Origin of the sequence: Rahnella sp. NRRL B-41462, from assembly GCF_003263525.1 — a bacterium.
GTDB classification, from domain to species: domain Bacteria; phylum Pseudomonadota; class Gammaproteobacteria; order Enterobacterales; family Enterobacteriaceae; genus Rahnella; species Rahnella aceris.
In genome coordinates this window covers 15960-42182 of sequence record NZ_JYDF01000073.1, presented here as the reverse complement: position 1 = coordinate 42182, position 26223 = coordinate 15960, and the positions used below count along the sequence as shown (strand labels likewise).

General features: G+C 53.1%; 25 protein-coding genes. 21 read left to right on the top strand and 4 right to left on the bottom strand.

Annotated elements, in window-relative coordinates; translation table 11 throughout:
• Positions 1 to 57: 57 nt before the first annotated feature.
• Entirely contained in the window at positions 58 to 1212 is a 1155-nt protein-coding gene (queG, locus tag UC14_RS17475; RefSeq protein WP_013573757.1) for a tRNA epoxyqueuosine(34) reductase QueG, read from the bottom strand.
• Here queG and nnr point away from each other — a divergent pair.
• The 15 genes from nnr (at position 1211) to UC14_RS17400 (ending at position 19559) form a co-directional block, all read left to right on the top strand.
• A complete protein-coding gene (gene nnr / locus UC14_RS17470; protein ID WP_112198119.1) occupies positions 1211 to 2725 on the top strand; it encodes a bifunctional ADP-dependent NAD(P)H-hydrate dehydratase/NAD(P)H-hydrate epimerase in 1515 nt (504 codons plus the stop codon). The two genes, queG and nnr, sit on opposite strands and share 2 nt — an antisense overlap.
• 10 nt (positions 2726 to 2735) lie before the next feature.
• Positions 2736 to 3203: a tRNA (adenosine(37)-N6)-threonylcarbamoyltransferase complex ATPase subunit type 1 TsaE gene (gene tsaE / locus UC14_RS17465; protein WP_013573759.1), complete on the top strand. Its 468-nt coding sequence runs from the start codon at positions 2736 to 2738 to the stop codon at positions 3201 to 3203.
• Positions 3204 to 3210: 7 nt separating this feature from the next.
• On the top strand, positions 3211 to 4977 hold the full coding sequence (amiB, locus tag UC14_RS17460; RefSeq protein WP_112198118.1) for an N-acetylmuramoyl-L-alanine amidase AmiB: 1767 nt from the start codon (positions 3211 to 3213) through the stop codon (positions 4975 to 4977).
• A gap of 31 nt (positions 4978 to 5008) precedes the next feature.
• Positions 5009 to 6928 (top strand): DNA mismatch repair endonuclease MutL, encoded by a 1920-nt coding sequence (gene mutL, locus UC14_RS17455; RefSeq protein ID WP_037034274.1) that lies wholly within the window; start codon positions 5009 to 5011, stop codon positions 6926 to 6928.
• Entirely contained in the window at positions 6921 to 7862 is a 942-nt protein-coding gene (miaA, locus tag UC14_RS17450) for a tRNA (adenosine(37)-N6)-dimethylallyltransferase MiaA (protein ID WP_013573762.1), read from the top strand. Before mutL ends, miaA begins: the two co-directional genes overlap by 8 nt.
• Positions 7863 to 7976: 114 nt before the next feature.
• On the top strand, positions 7977 to 8285 hold the full coding sequence (gene hfq / locus UC14_RS17445; RefSeq protein ID WP_013573763.1) for an RNA chaperone Hfq: 309 nt from the start codon (positions 7977 to 7979) through the stop codon (positions 8283 to 8285).
• Between the two features lie 98 nt (positions 8286 to 8383).
• Complete coding sequence (gene hflX, locus UC14_RS17440; protein ID WP_013573764.1) at positions 8384 to 9688, top strand: ribosome rescue GTPase HflX; 1305 nt, start codon at positions 8384 to 8386, stop codon at positions 9686 to 9688.
• 33 nt (positions 9689 to 9721) lie between these two features.
• Positions 9722 to 11020 (top strand): FtsH protease activity modulator HflK, encoded by a 1299-nt coding sequence (gene hflK / locus UC14_RS17435; RefSeq protein ID WP_013573765.1) that lies wholly within the window; start codon positions 9722 to 9724, stop codon positions 11018 to 11020.
• Positions 11021 to 11022: 2 nt separating this feature from the next.
• Positions 11023 to 12021, top strand: a complete 999-nt coding sequence (gene hflC, locus UC14_RS17430) for a protease modulator HflC (RefSeq protein ID WP_112198117.1) — start codon at positions 11023 to 11025, stop codon at positions 12019 to 12021.
• A gap of 97 nt (positions 12022 to 12118) precedes the next feature.
• On the top strand, positions 12119 to 12319 hold the full coding sequence (locus UC14_RS17425) for a DUF2065 domain-containing protein (protein WP_013573767.1): 201 nt from the start codon (positions 12119 to 12121) through the stop codon (positions 12317 to 12319).
• 144 nt (positions 12320 to 12463) lie between these two features.
• On the top strand, positions 12464 to 13762 hold the full coding sequence (locus UC14_RS17420) for an adenylosuccinate synthase (protein ID WP_013573768.1): 1299 nt from the start codon (positions 12464 to 12466) through the stop codon (positions 13760 to 13762).
• Positions 13763 to 13989: 227 nt separating this feature from the next.
• A complete protein-coding gene (gene nsrR / locus UC14_RS17415; RefSeq protein WP_013573769.1) occupies positions 13990 to 14415 on the top strand; it encodes a nitric oxide-sensing transcriptional repressor NsrR in 426 nt (141 codons plus the stop codon).
• A 41-nt stretch (positions 14416 to 14456) separates the two neighbouring features.
• The gene (gene rnr / locus UC14_RS17410; protein ID WP_112198116.1) at positions 14457 to 16955 is read left to right on the top strand and encodes a ribonuclease R; all 2499 of its coding nucleotides are present in this window, start codon (positions 14457 to 14459) and stop codon (positions 16953 to 16955) included.
• A 92-nt stretch (positions 16956 to 17047) separates the two neighbouring features.
• The gene (gene rlmB / locus UC14_RS17405) at positions 17048 to 17791 is read left to right on the top strand and encodes a 23S rRNA (guanosine(2251)-2'-O)-methyltransferase RlmB (protein ID WP_014411562.1); all 744 of its coding nucleotides are present in this window, start codon (positions 17048 to 17050) and stop codon (positions 17789 to 17791) included.
• 136 nt (positions 17792 to 17927) lie between these two features.
• Positions 17928 to 19559, top strand: coding sequence for an isovaleryl-CoA dehydrogenase (locus UC14_RS17400; RefSeq protein ID WP_112198115.1), 1632 nt, complete (start codon positions 17928 to 17930; stop codon positions 19557 to 19559).
• Here UC14_RS17400 and bsmA read toward each other — a convergent pair whose 3' ends face one another.
• Complete coding sequence (gene bsmA / locus UC14_RS17395; RefSeq protein ID WP_112152036.1) at positions 19560 to 19871, bottom strand: biofilm peroxide resistance protein BsmA; 312 nt, start codon at positions 19869 to 19871, stop codon at positions 19560 to 19562.
• Between the two features lie 96 nt (positions 19872 to 19967).
• Positions 19968 to 21917 (bottom strand): methyl-accepting chemotaxis protein, encoded by a 1950-nt coding sequence (locus UC14_RS17390; RefSeq protein WP_112198114.1) that lies wholly within the window; start codon positions 21915 to 21917, stop codon positions 19968 to 19970.
• A gap of 279 nt (positions 21918 to 22196) precedes the next feature.
• Between UC14_RS17390 and yjfP the strand changes: the two genes are divergently transcribed.
• The 5 genes from yjfP to rplI all read left to right on the top strand — a co-directional run bounded on the left by yjfP (position 22197) and on the right by rplI (position 24536).
• On the top strand, positions 22197 to 22946 hold the full coding sequence (gene yjfP, locus UC14_RS17385) for an esterase (protein WP_112198113.1): 750 nt from the start codon (positions 22197 to 22199) through the stop codon (positions 22944 to 22946).
• Between the two features lie 150 nt (positions 22947 to 23096).
• Positions 23097 to 23489: a 30S ribosomal protein S6 gene (gene rpsF, locus UC14_RS17380; protein WP_013573776.1), complete on the top strand. Its 393-nt coding sequence runs from the start codon at positions 23097 to 23099 to the stop codon at positions 23487 to 23489.
• Positions 23490 to 23494: 5 nt separating this feature from the next.
• Positions 23495 to 23812 (top strand): primosomal replication protein N, encoded by a 318-nt coding sequence (gene priB / locus UC14_RS17375; protein ID WP_013573777.1) that lies wholly within the window; start codon positions 23495 to 23497, stop codon positions 23810 to 23812.
• A 4-nt stretch (positions 23813 to 23816) separates the two neighbouring features.
• Complete coding sequence (gene rpsR / locus UC14_RS17370) at positions 23817 to 24044, top strand: 30S ribosomal protein S18 (protein ID WP_002210155.1); 228 nt, start codon at positions 23817 to 23819, stop codon at positions 24042 to 24044.
• Positions 24045 to 24083: 39 nt separating this feature from the next.
• The gene (rplI, locus tag UC14_RS17365; protein WP_013573778.1) at positions 24084 to 24536 is read left to right on the top strand and encodes a 50S ribosomal protein L9; all 453 of its coding nucleotides are present in this window, start codon (positions 24084 to 24086) and stop codon (positions 24534 to 24536) included.
• Between the two features lie 87 nt (positions 24537 to 24623).
• On the opposite strand, the gene UC14_RS17360 is transcribed toward rplI, so the two are convergent.
• Positions 24624 to 25334: a LysM-like peptidoglycan-binding domain-containing protein gene (locus UC14_RS17360; protein ID WP_112198112.1), complete on the bottom strand. Its 711-nt coding sequence runs from the start codon at positions 25332 to 25334 to the stop codon at positions 24624 to 24626.
• A gap of 255 nt (positions 25335 to 25589) precedes the next feature.
• On the opposite strand from UC14_RS17360, the gene fklB reads away from it, so the two are divergent.
• Entirely contained in the window at positions 25590 to 26210 is a 621-nt protein-coding gene (gene fklB, locus UC14_RS17355; RefSeq protein WP_037034256.1) for an FKBP-type peptidyl-prolyl cis-trans isomerase, read from the top strand.
• The last annotated feature ends 13 nt before the right edge of the window (positions 26211 to 26223 follow it).

Genomic DNA, 26223 nt, shown 5'->3' with positions numbered 1-26223 from the left:
TTTTTATTTTTATGCACAGAAAATGTCGCTTTTCTCATGCATTGCTTTGGGGAATGGTTATGCATCCCTTGGCAAACCCTTTTCCACTGCGCGGATCAGGCGTTTTTGCTGTGAAGTTTGCACTTCTATCCGATGTTCATTCCTTCTTTCTGTCTGCTGTGCGATTGCCCAACTGATATGTTCATCCAGCAACGCATTTTCCCCTTCCCGCGACTGTAAGGCATTAAGCACGTCTTCCGAATAGGGCGCATTGCCCAGCGCCACTGCAATATTGCGCAGCCAGCGCAGATGTCCGATACGCCGGATCGGCGAACCTTCCGTGATACGCAAAAATTTTTCTTCCGCCCAGCTAAACAATTCAATCAGCTCTGGTGCATGCAGCGCGGCGCGCGGGCTGAAATCTTCTTCATCCGTCAGTTGCGAATAGCGATTCCAGGGGCAAATCAGCTGGCAATCATCGCAGCCGTAGATACGGTTACCCATCAGCGCGCGGAATTCTTCCGGTATTGCGCCTTCCAGCTCAATGGTCAGATAGGAAATACAGCGGCGGGCATCGACGGTATAAGGCGCAACAATGGCACCGGTCGGGCAAGTGGTGATGCAGGCCACGCACTTTCCGCATTTCTCTTCCTGCGGCTGATCGACAGGCAGGGGCAAATCAATCAGTAGTTCGCCAAGAAAAAACCATGAACCGGATTCACGGTTAAGAATGAGTGAGTGTTTACCAACCCAGCCAAGACCGGCTTTCGCCGCCAGCGGGCGTTCCATCACGGGGGCGGAATCGACAAAAGGGCGAAAGGTGACGGTCTGATCAGCGTGTTCAGTACAATGCGCCTGAATCATATCGCCAAGTTTTTTCAGGCGCTGGCGCAAGACTTTGTGATAGTCACGTCCAAGGGCATAGCGGCTGACGTAGCCGAGTTGAGGATTATTCAGGATTTTGGCAAAGGCTGCTTTGGCGGGTAAATAATTCATGCGCACGCTGATCACCCGCAATGTGCCGGGCAGAAGTTCATGCGGCCGTGCGCGTAACATGCCGTGGCGCGCCATCCATTCCATCTCGCCATGATATTGTTTATCAAGCCAGTCTTGCAGTTTAGGCTCTTCGGCAGATAAGTCTGTATCGCAGATGCCAACCTGCTGGAAGCCTAGCGATTGGCCCCATTGCTTGATATGTTGAGCCAGTTGAACGAGATCTAGAGGGAGTGTCATGACGAACCAACGTGAAAAACGAAACGAGGCGAGTTTACCACATTCTGTGTTTTCTGCTGACTGGCTGCGACAGGCTGAACGCCAGGCGGCGCAGGAAACGGGGATTTCTCTGTTTACACTGATGCAACGTGCGGCAAAAGCCGCTTTTTTACTGGCGCAGCGTGAGTTTCCGCAAACCCGCCACTGGCTGATTTTGTGTGGCCACGGTAATAACGGTGGCGACGGTTTTGAAGTTGCGCGTCTGGCGAAAACTGCAGGCATAAGCGTGACGCTGCTGGCCGTGGCAGGCAGCAAGCCGCTGCCAGAAGAGGCAGAAACAGCGCGGCAGGATTGGCTGAAAAGCGGCGGCACGGTTAACCCTGCGGACTTTGCATGGCCGCAGGACGCTGATCTGATTATCGATGGTTTGCTTGGCACCGGTTTATCTTCCGCGCCGCGAGCACCTTATGACGGGCTGATTGAAGCCATTAACTCGGCGTCTTTGCCTGTCATCTCTTTAGATATCCCTTCCGGTCTTGATGCGCAAACAGGTCAGACTGCGGGGAAGGCGGTTCACGCCACGCATACGATCAGTTTCATAGCCCTGAAACCCGGTTTACTGACCGGGCAGGCGCGCGACTACACCGGCAAATTACACTGCGATGCGCTGGGGCTGGAAAGCTGGCTGGGCGGGCATCTTGCTCCCTTACAACGGTTGGATGCGTCACAATTAGGCGCATGGCTGCACCCGCGTCGCCCTTGTTCTCACAAGGGCGAACACGGGCGTTTGCTGGTAGTGGGCGGCGATACCGGTTTTGCGGGGGCGATCCGCATGGCTTCGGAAGCCGCGTTGCGAAGCGGGGCCGGACTGGTGCGAGTACTCACTCACAAAGAAAATACCGGACCGTTACTGACCGCGAGACCTGAGCTGATGGTGGAAGAACTCACCGCAGAGTCGCTCGATGAAGGGCTTGAATGGGCGGATGTGTTAGTTATCGGCCCCGGTCTGGGTCAGAAAGAATGGGGCAAACAGGCGGTAGAACGCGCAGAAAATTGGGATAAACCGGCCTTATGGGACGCTGATGCGCTTAACCTGCTGGCAATCAATCCGCGGAAACGGCAAAATCGTGTGCTGACGCCCCATCCGGGCGAAGCGGCACGTTTGCTAGGTTGCAGCGTGAACGAAATTGAAAGTGACCGCTTACTTTCAGCGAAGAAACTCACGGAGCGATATGGCGGCGTGGTGGTGCTCAAAGGTGCCGGCACTCTGATTGCCAGTGAGCGTGGCGAGATGGCGGTCGCGGATGTCGGCAATGCCGGTATGGCATCCGGCGGCATGGGCGACGTACTTTCTGGTATTATCGGCGGCCTGCTGGCTCAGAAACTGAATAGTTATGATGCGGCCTGCGCGGGCTCAGTAGTGCATGGTGCTGCCGCAGACGAAATTGCCCACCGGCAGGGAACGCGCGGTATGCTGGCAACTGATCTTTTAGCGGTGATTGCCCCGTTAGTTAATCCAGACCTGAAGAAATAGATATCACTGAATGAATCAACTTAATATCTCTTTACCCGACGAAGCGGCAACGTTGCAACTAGGTGCTTCCCTGGCGAAAGCCTGTGAAGGTTCAACGGTTATCCATCTTTATGGCGATCTGGGAGCCGGTAAAACAACCTTTAGCCGGGGATTTCTTCAGGCATTAGGGCATCAGGGCAATGTGAAAAGCCCGACCTACACACTGGTCGAGCCTTATCAGCTGGAAAAGATTGCCGTGTATCATTTTGATTTATATCGCCTTGCTGATCCGGAAGAACTGGAGTTTATGGGGATCCGCGATTATTTCGCACAGGACGCTATTTGTCTGGTGGAATGGCCACAGCAGGGGGCAGGTGTGTTGCCAGAACCGGATATTGAACTGACGCTGGATTATTCCCTGACCGGTCGCACCGCGAAGCTGGTGGCGGTTTCTGAATCTGGCATAAAATTGCTGCATCGTGTTCAACAGCAAGGATGATCACGCGATGAACTCACGTTTTACCTCTCTTTATATTTCAGCCGCGATGTTGTTATCGACGCTGATATTGTTTGCTGTGCTCGCCTCACCGGTTCTTGCAGCAGGCATGAAAAACATCAATGTTTCCAACGGTGCCACGCAATCTACCGTTACGATTACATTTGATGGCTCACCGGATTACTCTTTTTTCCCTCTGCACAACCCTGAACGCGTAGTGATGGATATCCGTCAGGACGGCGTGATGAAAGGCTTGCCGTTGAATTTCAACGGCCAGAATCTGGTGACGCGTGTGCGTGCCAGTACGCCGCCCAATGCGCAGAGTCAGCGTCTGGTATTTGAACTGAATCAGAAAGTCAGAACCAACGCCACCAAACAAAAAGACGGCAGCCAGTATACCGTGGTGCTGACCATGAACGCCTCTGCTCCGGCACGTCAGCGTGCACCGGTTGCCGTGGCGACCAACACGCCATCGCCAAATGCGGGCAAAATGATTACGCCTTCCGAAAAATCAAACCCGTTTACCAATGATCAGACTAAAGTCGTAGCTACTACGGTGGCGCCGGATAACTCACGCTCTTCTACCGTGTCGACCAGTGACAGCAGGATAATTGTCGCGATTGACGCCGGTCATGGCGGGCAGGATCCTGGCGCAATTGGCGCGGGCGGGCTGAAAGAAAAAAATGTCACCATCTCTATCGCCCGTAAATTACAGGCGATTCTGAATGCCGACCCGATGTTCCAGCCGGTCTTGACCCGCGACGGTGATTACTTTATTTCCGTCATGGGACGTTCCGATGTGGCGCGTAAGAAAAATGCTAATGTGCTGGTTTCCATTCACGCAGATGCCGCGCCAAGCCGCAGCGCGCGTGGTGCATCAGTCTGGGTGCTGTCGAACCGTCGTGCTAACAGCGAAATGGGTAACTGGCTGGAGCAGCACGAGAAACAATCAGAACTGCTCGGCGGCGCCGGGGATGTGCTGGCGAATACCGCTTCAGACCCGTATCTCAGTCAGGCAGTGCTGGATTTACAGTTCGGTCATTCACAACGTGTGGGTTATGACGTCGCGACCCGTGTTCTGCGCGAACTGCGATCCGTTGGCTCTTTGCATAAAGCGAAGCCTGAGCACGCCAGTTTAGGCGTGTTGCGTTCGCCGGATATTCCTTCCCTGCTGGTGGAAACCGGCTTTATCAGTAATTCAACTGAGGAGCGGCTGCTGGGCAGCAGCGCGTACCAGGATAAAATTGCGAGGGCTATCCACATCGGCCTGCGTAATTATTTCCAGTCGCATCCGATACAAAACGGCCCAAAGGTCGAAAACCGTCCGCTGCTGGCCTCATCAGCAGCGGCGGCAGACAGTAGTGCGACAACCCGCTCTGCCGTGAGTCAGCCAGGTCCGATTGAAGTGACTGCCGGGGCAGCCGGTGCCACGCAGATCCATAAAGTGACACGGGGTGAAACCCTGACCGGGATCGCGAACAGCTATGGCACGACAAATGCGGCACTGCGCGACCTCAATAAGTTGAAAAAAGACGGCGTCTGGGTCGGCCAGCGATTGAAAGTCCCTGCGGGAACCCGCACATCTTCAATAGCCGCAGCACCGGATTCGACAGCAAAAACGGCGAAGAAACCCGCGAAACATAAAGTGAAACACGGCGATACGCTGTCGGCGATCGCCAGTAAATATGGTGTCAGCATGAACGACATCAGAACCGCAAATCATATGAAGTCTGGCGAGGTACAGCTCGGCCAAACCTTAACTATTCCACAGTCATAGGCGGGAATAACCGTCTGCCACAGGAGCCGCTATGCCGATCAAGGTACTGCCGCCGCAACTTGCTAACCAGATAGCAGCGGGCGAAGTTGTCGAAAGACCGGCTTCCGTGGTGAAGGAACTGGTGGAAAACAGCCTTGATGCGGGCGCGACGCGTATTGATATTGATATCGATCGCGGTGGCGCCAAGCTTATCCGCATTCGCGACAACGGCTGCGGGATTGGCAAAGACGATCTGGCGCTGGCGCTGGCACGTCATGCCACCAGTAAAATCACCTGTCTTGATGATCTGGAAGCAATCCTGAGCCTCGGATTTCGTGGCGAAGCGCTGGCCAGTATCAGCTCGGTATCGCGCCTGATTCTGACATCGCGCACCGCAGAGCAGAATGAAGCCTGGCAGGCCTATGCCGAAGGACGGGATATGGCGGTGACGGTCAAACCGGCGGCGCATCCGCAAGGCTCGACGGTTGAAGTGCTGGATCTGTTTTACAATACGCCCGCCCGCCGTAAATTCATGCGCACTGAGAAAACCGAATTCACCCATATCGATGAAGTTGTCCGGCGAATTGCGCTGGCGCGCTTTGACGTTTCCGTCAATCTCAGCCACAACGGCAAACTCATCCGTCAGTATCGCGCGGTGAAAGACCGTTCACAGTTCTCCCGCCGTCTGGCCAGTATTTGTAGCCCGGCGTTTGTCGAGCACGCACTGGAAGTGGAATGGAGCCACGGTGATCTGGCGATCCGTGGCTGGGTCGCCGATCCGGCGGGTTCGCGCAGTCTGACAGATATGCAGTATTGCTATGTGAACAACCGCATGATGAAAGATCGCCTGATTAATCACGCGATCCGCCAGGCGTATCAGGATCAGCTCAAAGATGATCAGCAGCCCGCGTATGTGCTTTATCTGGATGTCGATCCGCATCAGGTGGATGTGAATGTGCATCCGGCAAAACACGAGGTGCGTTTCCATCAGTCGCGGCTGGTACATGATTTTATTTATCAGGCGGTGATGTCCGTATTGCAGCAGGCCGGGGCACCCGTTCTTGACGAGCCACAGCTTCAGGAAGATACGCCGCGCTGGCAGCAGGAAAATCGTCAGGCGGCGGGTGGCAATCATTTCTCGCAGCCGGCAGAACGCAAAGTGCCGGCATCGCGGGAAAACAATTCCCCGCGTGAAAATGTGTTTCCTGAAACTGCCCGCGCCAGCCAGCCACGTGAATCTGCTTATCGCAGCACGGAACCCGCTTACAATCCTTCAGAAAGCAAAGCTTACGGACGTTTGTTGCAGCCCGCGCCGGAGTCGTTTTCCTTACAGGAACCGGCACCTGCTGTGGCACAGCCCGCTAAGCCCGCCGTTTCAGTGGCCCGTACACTGACGGAACCGGCGCTGGAATCACACAGCCAGAGTTTCGGGCGCGTGCTGACGGTATGTTCCGCGGAATATGCGTTACTGGAGCGCGGCAAACAACTGGTGTTGCTGGCGTTACCGGTGGCCGATCGCTGGCTGAAATGGGCGCAGCTGACACCACCCGAAGAAGGATTGCGGCCGCAGCCGTTATTAATTCCGCTGAAGCTGACAATGCAGAAAGAAGAGACCGCCGTGCTGGCGCGCCATCAGGCGTTATTACAGCATTTTGGTTTAGAAATGCTCAGTGAGTCACAGCGTGTGACGGTTCGCGCGGTACCTTTACCATTACGCCAACAAAATTTACAAAAGTTGATACCTGATCTGTTAGGTTACCTTGCTGTTCAGCAGGAGGTGACTTCTGATGCGGTAGCTATGTGGTTTGCCCGCCACTGCGGCTGCGAGCATGAGGTCTGGACGATTTCGCAAGCCATACAATTACTCACGGATGTTGAGCGTCTTTGCCCGCAATTGGTGAAATCGCCCCCGTCCGGCCTTCTGCAACCTCTTGATTTACAGTCCGCGCTGGCGGCTTTTAAGCATGACTGATTCTGAAAACAACGCACTTCCCCCGGCAATCTTTATTATGGGGCCGACCGCCTCAGGTAAAACAGCATTGGCGATGTCGCTGCTGAAACACCTGCCTGTCGAGCTTATCAGTGTCGATTCCGCCCTGATTTATCGCGGGATGGATATTGGCACGGCGAAACCCACGGCAGAAGAGCTGGCTGAAGCACCGCACCGGTTGATTAATATTCTTGACCCGACGGTGGCTTATTCGGCGGCTGACTTTCGTCGAGACGCATTACGCGAAATGGCAGAAATAACCTCGCGCAATAAGATCCCGTTATTGGTAGGTGGGACTATGCTTTATTTCAAGGCATTGCTTGAAGGTCTTTCCCCTTTGCCACCTGCTGATCCTGTCGTGCGCGAGCGTATCGAAAAGCAGGCTGCAGAACAGGGTTGGGAGGCGTTACATGACCAGTTGCGCAAAATAGATCCCGTTGCGGCTATGCGAATTCATCCGAATGATCCGCAGAGACTGTCCAGAGCACTGGAAGTTTTTTTTATTTCGGGTAAAACTTTAACGGAACTGACTAAAATTTCGGGTGAAACATTACCCTATCGCGTACATCAGTTTGCGATTGCGCCGACCCGCCGGGAATTATTACATGCGCGGATCGAGGAACGTTTTAGTCAGATGTTGTCCAATGGTTTTGAAGACGAAGTCAGAACGCTGATAGCCCGGGGCGATTTACATACAGATTTGCCTTCCATTCGTTGTGTGGGTTATCGCCAGATGTGGTCATATTTGTCTGGTGAATTCGATTACGATGAAATGGTTTATCGTGGTGTTTGCGCGACACGACAGCTGGCCAAACGTCAGATGACCTGGTTGCGAGGTTGGGAGAGTGTCGAATGGCTCGATTCTGAGAAGCCAGAAGAGGCCTTAAACCGTGTAATTCAGGTTGTTAGTGCATAGGTTGGGTGATTGTGTACAATTGATCAGTACTCAGCGCGCAAATTTTTTATGTGATTTATTTTCGAGCCGATAGGCTCAAAGTTACAAACAACAAACTAATAAGGAAAAGATAGAATGGCTAAGGGGCAATCTTTGCAAGATCCGTTCCTGAACGCATTGCGTCGTGAACGTGTTCCGGTTTCTATTTACTTGGTGAATGGTATTAAGCTGCAAGGCCAGATTGAGTCTTTTGACCAGTTTGTCATTCTGTTAAAAAATACGGTTAGCCAGATGGTGTATAAACACGCTATCTCCACCGTAGTGCCTTCCCGCCCGGTGTCACACCATAGCAATAATCCAGGTTCGGGCAGCACCAACAATTATCACCAAGGTAGCACTCCGTCTGCGCAACAGCCGCAGCAGGAAAACGATGACGCTGAATAAAGCGCAACGTTGGTCAACCACGAAGGGGTTCATAAGTATTCCGATTATGCTTATGCACCCCCGGCTGGCGAATTTTTCCCAAATGAGAGGTCGCAAGCTTGTTTGACCGTTATGAAGCCGGTGAGCAGGCCGTACTGGTTCATATCTATTTCTCGCAGGACAAAGACACGGAAGACCTGAGCGAATTTGAATCGCTGGTATCTTCTGCAGGTGTAGAGGCGTTGCAAGTCGTCACCGGGAGCCGCAAGGCACCGCACCCAAAATACTTTGTCGGTGAAGGAAAGGCCCAAGAAATCGCAGATGCCGTCAAAGCAACGGGCGCCTCTGTCATCCTGTTTGATCACGCCTTGTCTCCCGGCCAGGAAAGAAACCTGGAAGCCTTATGCGAATGTCGAGTTGTCGACCGCACCGGATTGATATTAGATATTTTTGCCCAGCGGGCCCGAACACATGAAGGTAAGTTACAAGTAGAACTGGCGCAATTACGCCACATTGCTACCCGACTGGTTCGCGGCTGGACGCACCTTGAGCGGCAGGGCGGCGGCATTGGCGCGCGTGGCCCAGGTGAAACCCAGCTCGAAACTGACCGCCGCTTGCTGCGGGACAGAATCACTTTGATCCTCAGCCGTCTTGAAAAAGTGGCTAAGCAGCGTGAACAGGGTCGTCGTTCACGCGTTCGTGCGGATATTCCGACGGTGTCTTTGGTTGGGTATACCAACGCCGGGAAATCCACACTCTTTAACCGTATTACTCAGGCCGATGTCTACGTGGCCAATCAGTTGTTTGCTACGCTGGATCCTACGCTGCGCCGTATTATAGTGGCAGATGTCGGGGAGACGGTTTTGGCGGACACCGTAGGGTTTATTCGTCACCTGCCCCATGATTTGGTTGCGGCTTTTAAAGCAACGTTGCAGGAAACCCGACAGGCATCTCTGTTACTCCATGTGATTGATGCAGCGGACATCCGTGTTCAGGAAAATATTGACGCGGTGAATACGGTGCTGGCAGAGATCGAAGCAGATGAAATTCCTGCGCTGTTAGTGATGAACAAAATAGATATGCTGGATGACTTTGTTCCGCGTATCGACCGCAACGAGGAGAATTTGCCGGTCAGGGTCTGGCTCTCAGCCGTGACAGGTGAAGGTATTCCGTTGCTTTTCCAGGCATTAACGGAGCGACTCTCTGGCGAGATTGCGCAGCATGAATTGTGCTTACCGCCGGAAGCAGGCCGACTTCGTAGCCGTTTTTACCAGCTTCAGGCCATTGAAAAAGAATGGATTGAAGAGGATGGCAGTATTGGTCTGATGGTGCGAATGCCCATCGTTGACTGGCGTCGCCTCTGCAAACAAGAGCAGGAACTGGAAAGCTATGTCCGCAACCAGAGTCTGTCTGATTTGGCCTGAAGAACACCAATCATAGAATAATGGAGCTATAACATGGCGTGGAATCAGCCCGGTAATAACGGACAGGACCGCGACCCCTGGGGCAGCAGCAATAATAATAGCGGCAACTCTGGTGGAAATTCTGGTGGAAATAACGACAACAAAGGCGGCCGCAATCAGGGGCCACCTGATCTGGATGATATCTTCCGTAAGCTCAGCAAAAAGCTGGGGGGCTTCGGTGGAAAAGGTTCAGGCAACAACAATAACAGCAACAATGGCGCACCAACGGGTTCCGGTCATGGGATGAGTGGTGGCCGGATTGTTGGCATCGCGGTCGCAGCGGTGGTGGTGATCTGGGCAGCAACGGGTTTCTATACCATTAAAGAAGCCGAGCGTGGCGTTGTGACTCGTTTTGGTAAGTTCAGCCATCTGGTTGAGCCTGGCCTGAACTGGAAACCGACCTTCATCGATCAAGTTCGTGCAGTAAACGTAGAATCGGTACGTGAACTTGCTGCGTCTGGTGTAATGCTGACGTCTGATGAGAACGTTGTGCGCGTTGAAATGAACGTGCAGTATCGCGTGACGGATCCTGAAGCTTATCTGTTCAGCGTCGCCAACCCTGACGACAGCCTGAGCCAGGCGACTGACAGCGCATTACGTGGCGTTATCGGCAAATACACGATGGATAAAATCCTGACGGAAGGCCGTACTACCGTGCGTAGCGATACCCAGCGTGTACTGGAAGAAACTATTCGTCCGTACAAAATGGGTATTACCATTCAGGACGTCAACTTCCAGACCGCGCGTCCGCCGGAAGAAGTGAAAGCTTCCTTCGATAACGCGATCGCCGCCCGTGAAAGAGAACAACAGTCTATTCGTGAAGCAGAAGCTTACGCGAACCAGATTCAGCCTCTGGCAAACGGTGAAGCACAGCGCTTACTGGAAGATGCTAAAGCCTATAAAGATCGTACGGTTCTGGAAGCGCAGGGTGAAGTGGCCCGTTTCTCCAAACTGTTACCTGAATATAAAGCCGCGCCGGAAATTACCCGCGAGCGTCTGTATATCGAAACCATGGAAAAAGTCCTCAGCCACACCCGTAAAGTGCTGGTGAGTGATAAAGGGAATAACCTGATGGTCTTGCCGCTGGATCAAATGCTGCGTGGAAATAACGCAGCAGCCAACGACACCAGCAAAAATGATGAAACAGGTTTGTTGCCTTCCGTTCCAGGTTTAACCAGCAGTAACAGTAAAAGCAGTGCCGATAACAGCAGTTCCCGTTCGTCTGGCAGTGTCATGGACCAGCGCCGTGCAAATGCACAGCGTGACGATACACTTCGCGTAGGGAGAGAATAACAATGCGTAAGTCATTTTTACTTATCGTCGTTGTGGTGCTGGTGGCGCTTTATGCTTCACTGTTTGTTGTTCAGGAAGGTCAGCGCGGTATTGTGCTGCGCTTTGGTAAAGTCCTGCGTGACAGCGATAATAAACCGCTGGTGTATGCGCCGGGCCTGCATTTTAAAGTTCCATTCGTGGAATCCATTAAAATGCTCGACGCGCGTATCCAGACCATGGATAACCAGGCTGACCGCTTCGTCACCAGCGAGAAGAAAGACTTAATCGTCGATTCTTACCTGAAATGGCGTATCAGTGATTTCAGCCGCTACTACCTGGCAACAGGCGGTGGTGATGTATCTCAGGCAGAAATTCTGCTGAAACGTAAATTCAGTGACCGTCTGCGTTCTGAAATTGGTCGTCTTGATGTGAAAGATATCGTGACCGATTCCCGTGGCCGTCTGACGCTGGATGTGCGTGATGCCCTGAACACCGGTAGCGTAGGCGATGAGCCTGAAGGGACCACCGAAGCCGATGATGCGATTGCCTCTGCAGCAAAACGTGTTGAGCAGGAAACCAAAGGTAAACAACCTGCGGTGAACCCGAACAGCATGGCGGCATTGGGGATCGAAGTGGTGGATGTACGTCTGAAACAAATCAACTTGCCGGAAGAAGTGTCCAGCGCGATTTACGATCGTATGCGTGCTGAGCGTAATGCGGTGGCATTGCGTCACATCTCTCAGGGTAAAGAAGAGGCGACCAAAATTCAGGCTGCTGCGGATTACGAAAGAACCCGTACTGTTGCTGAAGCAGAGCGTACTGCCCGTATCACCCGCGGTGAAGGAGATGCCGAAGCGGCGAAACTGTTTGCTGATGCGTTCAGCCAGGATCCTGACTTCTACGCATTCATCCGTAGCCTGCGTGCTTACGAGGCCAGCTTTAAGAGCGGCAACGACGTCATGGTGTTAAGCCCTGACAGCGATTTCTTCCGCTTTATGAAGTCACCTGAAAAAAATAAATAATTGCTTCTGCAATTTCCAAAAGGCCCTTCAGGGGCCTTTTGTCTTTTCTGAAATCCTTCTTTCTTTTAGGGAAGGGGTGCAATGAGAACGATTCATCATGAATGCGACAATCTGGCTGGCGCTGGCATTAGTTTTGGTTCTTGAAGGCCTGGGGCCGATGCTTTATCCAAAAACATGGCGAAAAATGATCCTCTCGCTGGCGAATCTTCCGGACACGGTTTTACGCCGTTTTGGTGGGGGTCTTGTGGTCGCAGGCTTCGTAATTTACTACATGTTGCGTAGTCGTCTGGGTGGATGAGGGTTTGTTACGCCGGGCTTGTCACGTCTCGCTGAGACCGGTAGCACGCAATTAAAATTTTTCCCGCAAACGTGTGCTAAAAGTGCTGGAAAGCACAGAATGAGATGTTAGAATCCTTTTTTAAGCAACCTGGTGATTCTTGAGATGGGTAAGAACGTCGTCGTACTCGGCACTCAATGGGGTGATGAAGGAAAAGGCAAGGTCGTAGACCTGCTTACTGAACGGGCTAAATATGTTGTGCGCTATCAGGGCGGTCACAACGCCGGTCACACTCTGGTTATCAACGGTGAAAAAACCGTTCTTCATTTAATTCCTTCTGGCATTCTGCGTGAAAACGTGACCAGCATCATCGGCAACGGTGTTGTACTGGCGCCTGACGCGTTGATGAAAGAAATGGGCGAACTTGAAGCTCGTGGCATCCCTGTACGCGAACGTCTGTTACTGTCTGAAGCTTGCCCGCTGATCCTGCCTTATCATGTCGCACTCGACATGGCGCGCGAAAAAGCGCGTGGCGATAAAGCGATCGGCACCACCGGTCGTGGCATCGGCCCGGCTTATGAAGATAAAGTAGCCCGTCGCGGTCTGCGCGTAGGCGATCTCTTCAACAAAGAAACTTTCGCTATCAAGCTGAAAGAAATCATCGAATATCATAACTTCCAGCTGGTGAACTACTACAAAGTAGAAGCCGTTGATTTCCAGAAAACGTTGGATGATGTGATGGCGATTGCCGACATCCTGACCGCAATGGTTGTTGACGTCTCTGAGCTGCTGGATGGCGCGCGTAAGCGTGGCGATCTGATCATGTTCGAAGGCGCGCAAGGCACGCTTCTGGACATCGACCACGGGACTTATCCGTACGTAACCTCTTCCAACACCACTGCTGGCGGCGTCGCTACCGGTTCAGGTATTGGTCCACGTTATGTTGATTATGTGCTCGGCATCGTGAAAGCCTACTCTACCCGCGTGGGTGCAGGTCCGTTCCCGACTGAACTGTTTGATGAAACCGGCGAGTTCCTGCGCAAGCAAGGTAACGAGTTTGGCGCGACCACTGGCCGTAGCCGTCGTTGTGGCTGGCTGGACATCGTGGCGGTTCGCCGCTCTGTGCAGATCAACTCCCTGTCTGGTTTTTGTCTGACTAAACTGGATGTGCTGGACGGTCTGAAAGAAGTGAAGCTGTGTGTCGGTTACCGCATGCCTGATGGCCGTGAAATGACGACTACACCGCTGGCTGCTGAAGGCTGGGAAGGTATCGAGCCAATCTACGAAATCATGCCCGGCTGGACCGAAACCACCTTTGGGGTGAAAGAAGTCGAAAACCTGCCGCAGGCAGCGCTTAACTATATCAAGCGTATCGAAGAGCTGACTGAAGTGCCGGTTGATATTATCTCTACTGGCCCGGATCGTAGCGAAACGATGATTCTGCGTGACCCGTTTGATGCATAACAGTCAGAGCTGATTGTGTAAAAACGTCATAACCGGGCAAAATTGCCCGGTTTATTTTTTTCTGAATCCCTTCACTTGTTTACTTTCCATAAACCATCCACTATCTAAATGATTAGCTGCAAAGTTCGCGGCTGGTTTATCATCAAAGTGTCATAATAAACAATCATCTTCACCCTGTTGTCATTGCTGGTGTGGAAAGACCGGGTAATAGCTACCCAGAGGTATGTGTGCAGTTAACGAGTTTTACTGATTATGGTTTGAGAGCGTTGATTTATATGGCTTCGTTGCCTGACGATCAGATGACCAACATTTCGCAGGTCACCGAGGTTTACGGTGTATCGCGCAACCACATGGTGAAAATCATTAATCAGTTGAGCCGTGCTGGTCTGGTCACTGCCGTTCGCGGAAAGAACGGAGGTATTAAACTGGGCAAGCCCGCAGAGACCATTCGCATTGGCGACGTGGTGCGCGAACTGGAACCTCTTTCGCTGGTCAATTGCGCCAGCGACTTTTGTCACATCACGCCTGCATGCCGACTAAAACAAGTCCTGCACACTGCTGTAGAACATTTTCTTGATGAGCTGAATCAGTACACTCTGGCCGATATGGTCAAAGACAACTCAACGCTCTATAAATTATTGCTTGTTGAATGAAAGACTTTCAACAAACTGCTGATGACAACGGAGGAACCGCTATGTCACAAGATCCATTCCTGGAACGAGAAGCAGAAAAATACGAATCACCTATTCCCAGCCGTGAATTTATTCTGGAACATCTCGCGAAACGTGAAACCCCAGCCAGCCGGGAAGAAATTGGTAACGAACTGAATCTTTCCGGAGAAGAAGCGCTGGAAGCCCTGCGTCGCCGTTTGCGCGCCATGGAGCGTGACGGCCAGTTAGTCTTTACCCGCCGCCAGTGCTACGCGCTGCCGGAGCGTCTGGACTTGCTGAAAGGCACGGTTATCGGCCATCGTGATGGTTACGGTTTCCTGCGCCTGGAAGGCGTGAAGAAAGACGATGTGTATTTGTCTGCTGAACAAATGAAAATGTGCATCCACGGTGACGTGGTCCTGGCACAACCAGTTGGAACCGACCGTAAAGGCCGCCGTGAAGCGCGCATCGTGCGTGTTCTGGTGCCTAAAATGAGCCAGATTGTGGGCCGTTACTTTACCGATGCGGGTGCCGGTTTTGTGGTACCCGACGACAGTCGTCTGAGCTTTGATATTCTGATCCCGGCCGATGCCATTAACGGCGCACGCATGGGATATATGGTGGTGGTCGAGCTGACACAGCGTCCGACCCGCCGTACCAAAGCGGTCGGTAAAATCGTTGAAGTCCTCGGCGATAAAATGGGCACCAGCATGGCGGTAGATATCGCCCTGCGCACCCATGAAATCCCGCATGTCTGGCCGCCACAGGTTCTCAAACAGGTCGAAGACCTGAGCGAACAGGTGCCGGAAGAAGCGAAAAAAGGTCGCGTGGATTTACGCAGTCTGCCGCTGGTCACCATTGATGGTGAAGATGCCCGTGACTTCGATGACGCCGTGTACTGTGAGAAAAAACGTGGTGGTGGCTGGCGCCTGTGGGTGGCAATCGCCGACGTGAGCTATTACGTCCGTCACGGCACCGCGCTGGACGATGAAGCCCGCAGCCGCGCTACGTCGGTGTATTTCCCGTCACAGGTTGTGCCGATGCTGCCGGAAGTGCTGTCTAATGGCCTGTGTTCGCTGAACCCGCAGGTAGACCGCCTGTGTATGGTCTGTGAGATGACTATCTCCGCGCAGGGCAAACTGACCAGCTCTAAATTCTACGAAGCCGTGATGAGCTCTCACGCGCGTCTGACATACAACAAAGTCTGGCGCATCATCGAAGGCGATCCGGAACTGCGCGAGCAATATTCGCCGCTGGTTAAGCATCTGCTTGAACTGCACACCATGTACAAAGTGCTGGATCAGGCGCGTGCAGAACGTGGCGGTATCGCGTTCGAAACCGAAGAAGCGAAATTTATCTTCAATGCTGAGCGTCGTATCGAACGTGTCGAACCGACCGTACGTAACGATGCCCACAAACTGATCGAAGAGTGCATGATCATGGCGAACATTGCTGCGGCGCGTTTTGTTGAAAAACATAACGAACCGGCGCTGTTCCGCGTGCATGACCGTCCAAGCGATGACCATATCTCCGCGCTGAAAAGCGTGCTGGGTGAATTGGGTCTGGTGATGGGCGGCGGCATGAAACCTGAGCCGAAAGATTATGCTCAGATCATGGATGAACTGGCCGATCGTCCTGACCGCGAAATGCTGCAAACTATGTTGCTGCGTTCAATGAAACAGGCGATTTACGATCCGGAAAACCGTGGCCACTTTGGTCTGGCATTGCCTTCTTACGGGCATTTTACGTCGCCAATCCGTCGTTATCCGGATCTGGCATTGCACCGCGCGATCAAGTATCTGCTGGCGAAAGAGCACGGCACGTTGAAAGATCGCTGGACGCCAACCGGCGGCTGGCACAGTGATTACGAAGATATGTTGCAGCTCGGCGAGCATTGTTCGATGGCAGAACGCCGCGCGGACGAAGCCACCCGCAACGTGGCGGACTGGCTGAAGTGCGACTTCATGCAGGATCATGTGGGTGAAGTCTTCACCGGCATTATCGCCAGTGTCACCGGCTTCGGCTTCTTCGTCCGCCTCAACGATTTGTTCATCGACGGCCTGGTGCACGTGTCATCGCTCGACAATGATTATTACCGTTACGATAACATCGGTCAGCGTCTGGTGGGTGAATCCTCCGGTGCGGTTTATCGCCTGGGCGATACGGTAGAAATTCGTGTTGAAGCCGTGCATATGGACGAACGTAAAATCGATTTTGCGCTGGTTTCAAGCACCCGCAAAGCACGGGGTGAAGGCAAAACCGCACGTGACCGCGCCAAAAAAGGTGGCGAACGTACCATGCGTTCTGCCGCGCCAGCTAATGCTGGCCGTCGCCGTACTGCTAAGAAAAACGTGAATTTTGAGCCGGACAGCGCGTTCCGCAAAGATGACGCAAAACCAGCCAAACCGAAGAAAGAGAAAGCGGTCAGTGCTGTGAGTAAAGACGGTAAACCGAAGAAAGCCAAAAAGCCTTCTGACAAAACTGCAAAAATTGCGGCGGCCACCAGAGCCAAGCGCGCGAAGAAAAAGCAGTCTGACAGCTAGTCCTTTCTGACGATTCTTCTATGATAGAATCGTCTGTAACCTTACTAAATTGCGGACAGCTTGCTGTCCGCAAGTCTATTTTAAAGAGCATCATGAGCGAAATTATCTACGGTATTCACTCCGTTAAAGCCTTACTCGACAACGATCCGCAACGCTTTCTGGAAGTCTTTATCCTGAAAGGCCGTGACGATAAACGCCTGAAGCCGCTGATCGACGAGCTGGAAGCCAGCGGTATCGTGATCCAGGTGGCGAGCCGCCAGTGGCTGGATGAGAAATCCGAAGGTGCTGTGCATCAGGGGATTATTGCGCGTGTGCGCGAAGGGCGCCAGTATCAGGAAAATGACCTGCCTGCGTTGCTGGAAAGCCTCGATTGTCCGTTCCTGCTGGTGCTGGATGGCGTAACGGATCCACATAACCTGGGTGCCTGTCTGCGTACCGCGGATGCGGCGGGTGTTCACGCGGTGATTGTTCCGCGCGACCGTTCCGCGAAACTGAACGCCACCGCCAAAAAAGTTGCCAGCGGCGCCGCTGAAAACGTGCCGTTGATCAACGTGACCAATCTGGCGCGTACGTTGCGCGTATTGCAGGAACATAATGTCTGGATCGTCGGCACGGCCGGTGAAGCGGATCATGACCTGTTCCAGAGTAAAATGACCGGCCCGATGGCGCTGGTGATGGGCGCAGAAGGCGAAGGTATGCGCCGTCTGACCCGCGAACATTGCGACGAACTGATCAGCATCCCGATGGCGGGGAGCGTCTCTTCCCTGAATGTTTCCGTAGCCACCGGTGTTTGCCTGTTCGAAGCGGTACGTCAGCGCGGCCTGAAGAAAAGCTGATTGTCGTTTATTGATCCGCTGATTAAACGGGAGCCTCAGGGCTCCCGTTTGCATTTCTGCCTTTGTGATCTGTCCGCCTGTTAATTCCCCGTTTTTTACCATACTTACGCCATATCCTTTTAACAGGGAGCAGGCGATGGACTGGGAAACACACCGGGTTTTCAATCAACCCAAACCACTGAGTAACAGCAATTTATTCCTTTCCGACACCCCGTTGCGCGAAGCGGTTTCCCGCCAGCAGGCGGGCTGGGATGCCGATGTCCTGGCGTCCCTCGGGCAGCAGTTAGGTTCTGCAGAATCGCTGGAGCTGGGAAGGCTGGCGAATACCAATCCGCCCGATCTTTTGCGTTATGACACCACCGGTGAACGTCTTGATGACGTGCGTTTCCATCCTGCGTGGCATCTGCTGATGCAAGGGTTGATCGCCAACCGCGTGCACAATTTACCCTGGCAGGAAGATGCGCGTATCGGTTCGGTGGTGGCGCGTGCGGCGCGTTTTATTCTTCACGGTCAGGTTGAAGCGGGGACGTTATGCCCGGTGACGATGACATTTGGCGCGATCCCGTTGCTGCAAAAATATCTGCCGCCGGAGTTCAGTGGCTGGATGAAACCGCTGTTATCTGACCGTTATGATCCGCATCTGCAATCCGGCGATCAGAAGAAAGGCGTGCTGATCGGCATGGGCATGACGGAAAAACAGGGCGGCTCTGACGTGCTCAGCAACACCACGCGGGCGACGGCGCTGGAAGGACGCGGCAGCGGAAAACCTTATCATCTGGTGGGCCACAAATGGTTCTTCTCCGTGCCGCAAAGCGATGCGCATCTGGTGCTGGCGCAGACTGATGGCGGACTGTCCTGCTTCTTTCTGCCGCGCGTATTGCCAGACGGAACGCGCAATGCGATCCGCATCGAACGCCTGAAAGACAAATTGGGTAACCGTTCGAACGCCAGCAGCGAAGTGGAGTTTCAGAATGCCACCGGCTGGCTGCTGGGCGAAGAAGGCGAGGGCGTCCGCCATATCCTGAAAATGGGCGGTCATACGCGCTTTGACTGCGCGCTGGGAAGCCACGCTATGATGCGCCGGGCGTTGTCGGTTGCGCTGTACCACGCCTTCCAGCGGCAGGTTTTTGGTAAACCTCTTATCGAACAACCACTGATGCGCCAGACGCTGAGCCGCATGGCGCTGTTGCTGGAAGGGCAGACGATGTTGCTGATGCGTCTGGCCGCGGCGTCGGATGCGCAGGGTAATCCGGCGGAACAATTGTTATGCCGCCTGCTGACGCCCGCTGCAAAGTTCGAAGTGTGCCGCCAGGGGATGCCGTTTGTGGCAGAGGCGATGGAAGTGCTGGGAGGGATTGGCTATTGCGAAGACAGCGAGTTGCCGCGTTTGTACCGCGAAATGCCGGTCAACAGTATCTGGGAAGGATCGGGAAACGTTATGTGTCTTGATGTGCTGCGCACGCTGAAAAAACTGCCTGCCAGCGCGGAAATGGTTCAGCAGATTTTGCATCAGGCGCGCGGACAAAACCGCGTCTTTGACCGGGCGTCGCGCCAGTTTTTACAACGGTTGCGCAGGCCGGAAGAAGCGCAGGGTCGCTGGCTTACCGGTCAGCTATTTAACCTGCTGACCGCGACGCAAATGCTGGAGTTTGCGTCGCCACCGCTAGCAGACGCGTGGTGCCGTATGGTGCTTGATCCGCGTGGAGAAACGCTGTTGCCGGAACGTTTGTGCCAGTTGTTGCTTAACCGGGCGATCGGCGCTGAATAATCAGCGGTAGAGTGTGGCCTGTGAATACCAGCGGCCGGGAATAATAGTTTCGCTGTTAAACATGATCACGTAGTAATGCGCACCCGCCGCATCGGCGCGGCGCTGCACTTCTGCTTCTGCATCCATCGGACTGCCAATCACATCGACCGTGATGCTGCCAATTTTGGTGAGAGTGGAAGTCTGCGCACGGGTAATTTCCTGCGCTTTGGTTGTCACGGCAGGTGGCGGAACCGGGGTGGTTTGCATCAGATTACTGCAACCGCTTAGCGCAACCAGTAACAACAGCGCAGCGGAGATTCGGAGGGATTTCATCGTGATATCCGGTAAAAGGGCGATACCCTGAAGTGTAGCCCTTTCACCGGTGTGCTGGCGAGTCCGCGCGGTGTATATTGCCGCGCAATTCACGTCTTACCGTTCGGAAATTTTAAAGACGCTGACCAGTTGTGAGAGATGGCGGCCTTGTTCGCTGAGCGCCGCCGCAGTTTGCTGTGAATTCTCCACCAGCGTGGCGTTCTCCTGCGTCGCTTTACCAATCTGCATAATGGCAATGTTTACCTGTGAAATACCGGACGACTGCTCGTGCGAGGCCAGATCGATATCGCTCATCAGCACTTTGACCTGGCGAATACCCTGCAAAATATCGTTCATGTTTACCTGCGTTTTGGCTGCGCTCTGGTGGCCGTCCTCGACTTTGCTCAGGGAATCCGCGACCAGATTTTCAATCTCCTTCACCGCATTTGAACTGCGCTGTGCCAGCGCCCGGACTTCTGCAGCGACAACCGCGAATCCGCGCCCGTGCTCACCGGCTCTGGCGGCTTCTACGGCGGCGTTAAGGGCCAGAATATTGGTCTGGAAGGCGATGCCCTCGATGACGGTCGTGATATCCGCGATACGCGTTGAGGCGTGCTTAATGGCCTCCATGCTCTCAACCGACTGATTTACTGCATCAGCACCGACAGTGGCCGCTTTGTCGGTCTGTTGCACCAGTTGAGTGGCCTGTGTGGCATTGTCCGCCGTGTTCTGTACGGTAGCGGTGATCTGCTCCATGCTGGCTGAGGTTTCTTCCAGACTGCTGGCTTGCGTGCCGATCTGATGATTAATCTGCTCGCTGTCGTGCGCAAGTCCTTGCGTATTCATCATAATTTCAGAGGAAACCTGCCGGACTTCACCGACAATTTTTTCCAGCCCGTGGCCGATGCCGTCGATCGCATGCATCAGGGCACCAATTTCATCAACACGCTGGGTTTCAGCCCGCGCGCGCAGGTCACCGCTGGCATATTGTTGTGCAATACTCACGACGTCGCTCAGCGGGCGGCTGACCAGCTTGCGCGTCAGCCAGATAAACAGTGCAGCGAAACATGCCAGCGCCAGCAGGCTCACCATCAGGAAGTGATTACGCGTGCTGTTGACCTGTTCCATCAGACTGTTTTTATCGGTACTGCCGACCACCACCCAATGCCAGGCCGGCACATTCGCATATACCATGAATTGCTGATGCTGGCTGGTTGCGTCAGTGTATTCACGCTGGCCTTTTGGCTGTGACATGACCTGCTGCAGTTCGCCTTCAGGCCACGCTGGCGTTTTTCCTTCATCAGTGAAATGCACCAGATATTTACCGAGATCTTTACCGGGTGCGCTGTTCAGCACAAAGAAATAGCCTTTCTCGCCAATGCGTTTGGACAGGATTTTCTGACGCATGTCGGCATATTCCTGGGTGATATCGACACCCACGAACAAAATCCCAATGACGCTGCCCTGTGCATCGCGCACCGGCTGATATTTGGTGATGTATTTTTTGCCGAACAGCGTTGCCAGCCCGCTGAAAGGTTGCCCTGCCATAATTTGCGCATAAGCGGGGCTGCTACTGTCGAGCAAGGTGCCGATGGCGCGGGTGCCGTCCTGTTTTTTCAGGGACGTGGTTACGCGGATAAAGTCATCGCCGCGGCGGGCGAACACGGTGGAAATTGCGCCGGTGCGCGCCAGAAAATCATCGGGGATTTTGCTATCCAGATTCAGTGGCGTACCGCCTGCTTTTATGACAGGTGCTGACTGATCGCCCACCATCATCGGGCTGGTAGTATCAAGTTCGAAATCCGATGGCAGAAAATGGCTGAACAGACGCGTATAACTGTCCACTTCCGCATTCAGGCTGGCATTGTACATTTCAATCATGTCTACCACCCCGGTCACCTGCTCGGAAATGGCGTTAACGGCCAGTTCATTGACCTGCTTTCCGGCGGAGTGAGTCAGTGACAAAGTGAAAATAATAAATAAGGAACCGACCAGCAGGGAGGCGATGCTGGCCAGTTTTGCGCCAATGCTCCACCGTCGAAATGAGCGTTTTGATGCCGTTTTCATGGGTTTTTCCCGTTAGCTTCTGATAGCGCACTAACGGCGGAGAACGGGAAAGGATTAACGATCAAATGTAACTATTTATTTCATGTAAAATTGATCTGAATCAATGAAATAAATATAAATGTGTGAATTTGAATTAAGGTCAGCCAACTGAAAAATGCGGATTTTGAATAACGGGTTATAAATCATACGAAAAAGGTTGTGGTCGCCGTTTTGCAGACCCGTAGAATGTCAAAACTCACAGAGGCCGACATTTTTTCTAAATGCACAGGGGAAAGCACGATGGTTGAGATGTACGAAGAAAATATTGAAGGGATCCAGATCATTCATGCCGTGCCCGCCGGACAGTATCAGCAGCAACTTCCGACGATTTTTTTCTATCATGGTTTTCTGTCTTCCAAAGAGATTTACTCATATTTCGGCTACACGCTGGCAAAGGCGGGTTTTCGCGTGATATTGCCTGATGCATTAATGCACGGTGCGCGCGCAGAAAACGACGAAGCGCGATGTCTGGCGAATTTCTGGAGCATTTTGCAGAACAACATTGATGAACTGGCGTGTCTGAAAGACGAGTTTGTCGGACGCGGTCTGGCGGATCCGCAGCGTTTAGGCGTCGCTGGCGTTTCGATGGGGGGCATGACCACCATGGCGGCGCTGATCAAATTCCCATGGATTAAAGCGGCGGCTAACCTGATGGGCTCTGGTTATTTCGCGCGTTTATCTCACCACCTTTTTCCAGCTTACAACGCCGGTGGCATTGTGCAGCGTGACGTATTTGAACGCGAAATCGCGCCTTTGCTGAGTCTGGATTTCACCGGGAAAGCGGCGTTAATCGCAGATATTCCGTTGTTTGTCTGGCACGGTGAAGAAGATGATGTGGTGCCTTTTGCTGAAAGCCAGCGCTTGCGGCAGGAACTGGCTGAAAGCGGTGCAGATGATAATCTGACCTTTATTTCTGAAGCTGGCGCGAAGCATAAAGTCTCGGTTCATGCGCTGGCAGAAGTCACGGCATTCTTCACTGCAAAGCTGTAGAGAAATTAATCTGCCTTTCTCCTTGAGTTTCCCACAGGCTGTACATATAATTGCGCGTCATTTTTTCGACCGCACACAAACACGTTCCTTGCTTCCATGGGCCGCGGTTGACCCTGACAGGAGGCTGAATAATCCGTAAGGAGCAATTCGATGCGTCATTACGAAATCGTTTTTATGGTTCACCCTGACCAAAGCGAACAGGTTCCGGGCATGATCGAGCGTTACAGTGCAGTAATCACTAACGCAGCTGGTCAGATTCACCGTCTGGAAGACTGGGGCCGCCGTCAACTGGCTTACCCGATCAACAAACTGCACAAAGCCCACTACGTTCTGCTGAACGTTGAAGCTCCGCAGGAAGCGATCGATGAGCTGGAAACTAACTTCCGCTTCAACGACGCCGTTATCCGTAGCATGGTTATGCGTACTAAACACGCGGTAACTGAAGCATCTCCAATGGTTAAAGCAAAAGACGAGCGTCGTGATCGCCGCGAAGACTTTGCTGAAGCTAACGATGATGCTGAAGCTGGGGATTCTGAAGAGTAATTGCCGTGACGGCGAATCGTCTGGTGTTGTCGGGCACTGTGTGCAAGACCCCCATTCGTAAAGTCAGTCCTTCGGGCATTCCACACTGCCAGTTTGTGCTAGAGCACAAATCGTCGCAGCAGGAAGCCGGATTTAACCGACAAGCATGGTGCAGAATGCCCGTGGTTGTCAGTGGACAAGCGTCACAAGCATTAACTCACAGTATAACGGTCGGCACGCAACTCACTGTGACCGGATTCATTAGCTGCCATCAAGGGCGCAATGGTCTGAATAAAGTGGTGTTACATGCCGAGCAGATTGATTTGATAGATTCTGGAGACTAGCCTAATGGCACGTTATTTCCGTCGTCGCAAGTTCTGCCGTTTCACCGCGGAAGGCGTTGTAGAGATTGATTACAAAGACATCGCTACACTGAAAAACTACATTACCGAAAGCGGTAAAATTGTCCCGAGCCGTATTACCGGTACTCGTGCAAAATACCAGCGTCAGCTCGCTCGTTGCATCAAGCGCGCTCGCTACCTTTCATTGTTGCCATACACTGATCGTCATCAGTAATCGGCCACTGTCTATTAACGACTTTGAGAGGATAAAGTAATGCAAGTTATTCTGCTTGATAAAGTAGCAAACCTGGGCAGCCTGGGTGATCAAGTTAACGTTAAAGCGGGCTACGCTCGTAACTTCCTGGTACCACAGGGCAAAGCTGTTCCTGCTACCAAGAAAAACGTTGAGTTCTTCGAAGCACGTCGTGCAGAACTGGAAGCCAAACTGGCTGACGTTCTGAACGCTGCTGAAGCTCGCGCAACTAAAATCAACGAACTGGGTTCAGTAACCATCGCGTCTAAATCAGGCGACGAAGGCAAACTGTTCGGCTCTATCGGTACTCGCGATATTGCTGATGCAGTAACTGCTGCTGGCGTTGAAGTTGCTAAAAGCGAAGTTCGTTTGCCGAATGGCGTTCTGCGTACCACTGGTGAACACGAAGTTGAGTTCCAGGTACACAGCGACGTATTCGCTAAACTGAACGTAGTTGTGGTTGCTGAAGCGTAATAGCGCTGAAGTTAACCTGTGAAACGCCGGCCATGTGCCGGCGTTTTGCTTTTCTGCATGATGAACAATGCAAAGATAAGAAGCCGATCAGTTACCGCGCTGGAAACTGCCGTCCGGCTGACGGGTAAACGTCACGGTAACATTTTGATCCGTTGTCACTTGCAGGGCCATGACCATCCCCTGCGCATCACGCTGTATCTTCACTTCCTGCCCGGTTTTCAGGGTACTCAGTGGTTTGTCCGCCCCTTCTACCCGTGCCATCGAAAATACGTCATTTACTGCCATATTATTATCGCGGAACAACTGCGCCAGCGTCTGACCCGACTGCACCTGATAACTGCGCCACGTGCCGCTGTTGTCATTACTCTGCGGCTGAACAGGCTCAGGCTGCGCCATTTGCGTTGTGCGGCCCTGATCGTTACGCAAATCGGCCTGCATCGGGATACTTGCCGGTTGTTGCGGTTGCGACGGCGCATAGGTGTTTTCTGGCGTATAGGGCCACAGTAATGCCAGCAGGATGACCAGCACAGCCAGAATAATGCCGCGGCGGTGCGCATACGGCAGGGGCGACAACCAGTGGAAATCGTCGCTCATGTGCCAGATTTTGCTCAGCAGCGTTTTGCCCCGGGCGGCGGAAGAAGTACCGGTTTCCGTTTCTGCAGAAGTGATTTCACTCTCGCTTTCACTCTGCGGTGCTGTGGTGTCTCGCATCGGCCTTTTCATAATGGCAATCCAGGATCTCAACATGGGTTGATAAATACGGATGGCTTTCCTTCTCCTGGGCGGGATTCTGCCCATGACGACCTCTCTTGTTAACTGTCGTAATGTCGACTGCCTGTTGCTGCCTAGTATAGCCGTTTAACTGCTTGATGCGGAAAGGGACAAAGCACAAATATCACCCGAACGATGTCGTGAATGGCGTCAAATGCGAAAAATTTACCGAAAAGGGAAAGGAACTGCGCCTGCCGTCATGTTGCCTCACAGAGAATTTTACCCAAAAGCCTTGCGCTGCTATGCTGCGCGTTCGACATTTTTAAGAGCTAAGGAAATTTCATGACTACCCCTTCATTTGACAGCGTAGAAGCGCAGGCAAGTTACGGTATCGGCCTGCAGGTCGGTCAACAGTTGCAGGAATCAGGTTTGCAGGGTTTAGAGCCTGACGCACTGCTGGCAGGCTTACGCGACGCGCTGGAAGGGAATACGCCAGCCGTTCCTGTTGATGTGGTTCACCGCGCACTGCGTGAAGTCCACGAACGTGCTGATGCTGTTCGTCGTGAACGCCAGGAAGCTCTGGCTGTTCAGGGTCAGGAATTCCTGGCTGCAAATGCACAGCGCGAAGGCGTGAGCAGCACCGAGTCTGGTCTGCAATTCTCTGTCATCACCCAGGGCGAAGGCACCATTCCGGGCCGTCAGGATCGCGTACGTGTTCATTACACCGGTAAACTGATCGACGGTACCGTGTTTGACAGCTCCGTACAGCGTGGCGAGCCGGCTGAATTCCCGGTCAATGGCGTGATCGCGGGCTGGATCGAAGCACTGACCCTGATGCCTGTCGGTTCTAAGTGGGAGCTGTATATCCCGCATAACCTGGCTTACGGCGAACGTGGCGCGGGGGCTTCCATCCCTCCATACAGCGCGCTGATCTTCGAAGTTGAGCTGTTGGAAATTCTGTAATTCCTTCCGGATA

Excerpts from the sequence above, each read along its gene's own strand:
- nnr (WP_112198119.1), top strand. The coding sequence starts at position 1,211 with ATGACGAACCAACGTGAAAAACGAAACGAGGCGAGTTTACCACATTCT.
- queG (WP_013573757.1), bottom strand. The coding sequence starts at position 1,212 with ATGACACTCCCTCTAGATCTCGTTCAACTGGCTCAACATATCAAGCAA.
- tsaE (WP_013573759.1), top strand. The coding sequence starts at position 2,736 with ATGAATCAACTTAATATCTCTTTACCCGACGAAGCGGCAACGTTGCAA.
- amiB (WP_112198118.1), top strand. The coding sequence starts at position 3,211 with ATGAACTCACGTTTTACCTCTCTTTATATTTCAGCCGCGATGTTGTTA.
- mutL (WP_037034274.1), top strand. The coding sequence starts at position 5,009 with ATGCCGATCAAGGTACTGCCGCCGCAACTTGCTAACCAGATAGCAGCG.
- miaA (WP_013573762.1), top strand. The coding sequence starts at position 6,921 with ATGACTGATTCTGAAAACAACGCACTTCCCCCGGCAATCTTTATTATG.
- hfq (WP_013573763.1), top strand. The coding sequence starts at position 7,977 with ATGGCTAAGGGGCAATCTTTGCAAGATCCGTTCCTGAACGCATTGCGT.
- hflK (WP_013573765.1), top strand. The coding sequence starts at position 9,722 with ATGGCGTGGAATCAGCCCGGTAATAACGGACAGGACCGCGACCCCTGG.
- hflC (WP_112198117.1), top strand. The coding sequence starts at position 11,023 with ATGCGTAAGTCATTTTTACTTATCGTCGTTGTGGTGCTGGTGGCGCTT.
- UC14_RS17425 (WP_013573767.1), top strand. The coding sequence starts at position 12,119 with ATGAATGCGACAATCTGGCTGGCGCTGGCATTAGTTTTGGTTCTTGAA.
- UC14_RS17420 (WP_013573768.1), top strand. The coding sequence starts at position 12,464 with ATGGGTAAGAACGTCGTCGTACTCGGCACTCAATGGGGTGATGAAGGA.
- rnr (WP_112198116.1), top strand. The coding sequence starts at position 14,457 with ATGTCACAAGATCCATTCCTGGAACGAGAAGCAGAAAAATACGAATCA.
- rlmB (WP_014411562.1), top strand. The coding sequence starts at position 17,048 with ATGAGCGAAATTATCTACGGTATTCACTCCGTTAAAGCCTTACTCGAC.
- UC14_RS17400 (WP_112198115.1), top strand. The coding sequence starts at position 17,928 with ATGGACTGGGAAACACACCGGGTTTTCAATCAACCCAAACCACTGAGT.
- bsmA (WP_112152036.1), bottom strand. The coding sequence starts at position 19,871 with ATGAAATCCCTCCGAATCTCCGCTGCGCTGTTGTTACTGGTTGCGCTA.
- UC14_RS17390 (WP_112198114.1), bottom strand. The coding sequence starts at position 21,917 with ATGAAAACGGCATCAAAACGCTCATTTCGACGGTGGAGCATTGGCGCA.
- yjfP (WP_112198113.1), top strand. The coding sequence starts at position 22,197 with ATGGTTGAGATGTACGAAGAAAATATTGAAGGGATCCAGATCATTCAT.
- rpsF (WP_013573776.1), top strand. The coding sequence starts at position 23,097 with ATGCGTCATTACGAAATCGTTTTTATGGTTCACCCTGACCAAAGCGAA.
- rpsR (WP_002210155.1), top strand. The coding sequence starts at position 23,817 with ATGGCACGTTATTTCCGTCGTCGCAAGTTCTGCCGTTTCACCGCGGAA.
- rplI (WP_013573778.1), top strand. The coding sequence starts at position 24,084 with ATGCAAGTTATTCTGCTTGATAAAGTAGCAAACCTGGGCAGCCTGGGT.
- UC14_RS17360 (WP_112198112.1), bottom strand. The coding sequence starts at position 25,334 with ATGGGCAGAATCCCGCCCAGGAGAAGGAAAGCCATCCGTATTTATCAA.
- fklB (WP_037034256.1), top strand. The coding sequence starts at position 25,590 with ATGACTACCCCTTCATTTGACAGCGTAGAAGCGCAGGCAAGTTACGGT.